The sequence below is a fragment of the Roseomonas rosulenta genome (genome assembly GCF_016106005.1).
Taxonomy (GTDB): Bacteria; Pseudomonadota; Alphaproteobacteria; order Acetobacterales; family Acetobacteraceae; genus Neoroseomonas; species Neoroseomonas rosulenta.
This window is the reverse complement of the sequence record NZ_JACADR010000458.1, coordinates 1-2,114: the sequence shown is the minus strand read 5'-3', so window position 1 is coordinate 2,114 and position 2,114 is coordinate 1. Positions and strand designations below refer to the sequence as shown.

Here is a 2,114-nt window from a genome sequence, read left to right as displayed (position 1 = left end):
GCGGCCGGTGTTGAAGGACGACGAGCGGCGCTTGATGCCGTGCACCACGTAGCCCTTCGCAAGCAGCATCTCGGCCAGGTAGGAGCCGTCCTGGCCGGTGATGCCGGTGACGAGGGCGACCTTGCGAGCTGTCGACATATACGATCCTAGTTGCTTGGCTGGAGGAGCAGGGAACGACTAAAGGGTGCAGATAATATAATACCCCTTAGGACGGAAGCCTCCCATATCGTAAAATTCTCAGCCAAAATTAGATGTTCGGTGAACGATCGGCACGGGTCCAAGGTTGCTGTTGACGCGCGCGGCTGATAATCGTCAGTAGGCGAAAGCGTTGTTGGATTCGAGGTGTTATTAATATGGCTTGCGCACTAATCACCGGCGTCACAGGTCAGGATGGCGCCTACATGGCCGCCCTACTTCTGGAGAAGGGCTACGATGTCTGCGGCCTTCTGCATCGCCATGGCGGTTCGGAGGCTGTGCATGACCGCCTTCGGCGCCTGGGCTGCACCGGAGCGGTGCGCATGTTGGATGGCAACCTGATCGACCTGTCATCGTTGATCCGCCTGCTGCAGAAGGTACAGCCCGACGAGATCTATAACTTGGCCGCGCAGTCCTTCGTGCGTATGTCGTGGGACCAGCCGCTGCTGACCACCCACGTCACTGCCATCGGCACCGCGAACATGCTGGAGGCGGTACGCATCGCCGCCCCGGGTGCGCGGTATTTCCAGGCGAGTTCGTCCGAGATGTTCGGGCGCGCCGAAACACCCGCGCAGAACGAGGACACGCTGTTTCATCCGCGCAGTCCCTACGCCTCTGCCAAGGTCTTCGCGCATTGCCTGGTGCAGAACTACCGCGACGCCTTCGGCCTGTTCGGATGCAACGGCATCATGTTCAACCACGACAGTCCGCTTCGAGGAATCGAGTTCGTACTGCGCAAGATCACCGACGGCGCGGCTCGCATCAGCCTTGGCCTCGCCGCCGAGCTATCGATGGGCAACCTCGATGCGCAGCGCGACTTCGGCCATGCGCGCGACTACGTCCGCGCAATGTGGCTTATGCTCCAGCAGGACAAGCCGGATGACTACGTGGTGGCGACCGGGCGTGCCGCGTCGATCCGCGACCTGTGCCGCATCGCCTTCGCGCATGTGAACCTTGACTGGGAGACTTACGTGAAAGTAGATCCCGCGTTCCTACGACCGGCGGATGTCGATGTGACGGTCGGCGACGCTACACGCGCACGCACGCAGCTGGGCTGGGTACCGGAGACAAGCCTCGAGGAGATGATCGCCGAGATGGTGGAGGCGGATCTCGTGCGCTGGCGCGCACTATTGTAAGGTCTGTTCAGCTTTTCGAGCGCATCCGGAAAGGAATTGAATCGGCTGAATCGGATGCGATTCGCTGGCCCTGCGGACGATTCGCGGGGGCAGGGAATGGCGTGGACGTCGGAGCATCGGCGTGCGGCGGATCGGCGCGGGCTGCGCTACCCGTCTGATCTGACGGAAGCCGAGTGGGCGCTGGTGGCGCCGCTGATCCGGCCCGCGAAGCACGGCGGCAGGCCGCGCTGTGTGGATGTGCGCGAGGTGCTGAACGCGGTGTTCTACGCGCTCTCGACCGGCTGTCAGTGGAGCGCGCTGCCGAAGGACCTGCCACCGAAGAGCACGGTGTGGGACTACTTCTCGCGCTGGGAATGGGAAGGCACCATCGAGCGCATCCATCACGCCCTCTACGTCGCGGTGCGCGAGCAGGCGGGACGCGAGGCCAGCCCGACGGCCGCGATCATCGACAGCCAGACGGCGAAGGGTGCGCAAAAGGGGGCTCTACGCTCGATGCGTCCGGCTACGACGCGGGCAAGAAGGTCGTCGGTCGCAAGCGCCACCTGCTGACCGACACCATCGGCATGTTGCTCGCGGTGATCGTCCATCCCGCCCACGTGCAGGACCGGGACGGCGCTGAACCGCTGCTGCGTCAGGCGCGCAGGCTGTTCCCATCCGGACGCCTCGAAAAACCCCTGGCCGCGACGGGGCTGATCTGATTCGCTTTGGCTGGTGATGACGAGGGCGCGGCATGTCGGGACAGGCGGGGTTCTTCGATGCGGAGGAGCGTCTGCGCTGGCTGTC

General features: G+C 63.6%; 2 protein-coding genes and 1 pseudogene. 2 read left to right on the top strand and 1 reads right to left on the bottom strand.

The window, feature by feature from the left end:
* A partial coding sequence (locus HW578_RS25790) for a GDP-mannose 4,6-dehydratase (protein ID WP_198373571.1) occupies nt 1-138 on the bottom strand: 138 nt, incomplete at its 3' end.
* Between the two features lie 215 nt (nt 139-353).
* Between HW578_RS25790 and HW578_RS25785 the strand changes: the two genes are divergently transcribed.
* Nucleotides 354-1,331: a GDP-mannose 4,6-dehydratase gene (locus tag HW578_RS25785; protein WP_198373570.1), complete on the top strand. Its 978-nt coding sequence runs from the start codon at nt 354-356 to the stop codon at nt 1,329-1,331.
* A 96-nt stretch (nt 1,332-1,427) separates the two neighbouring features.
* Nucleotides 1,428-1,984 (top strand): annotated as a pseudogene (locus HW578_RS25780) (IS5 family transposase); the annotation flags it as partial.
* Nucleotides 1,985-2,114 lie beyond the last annotated feature (130 nt).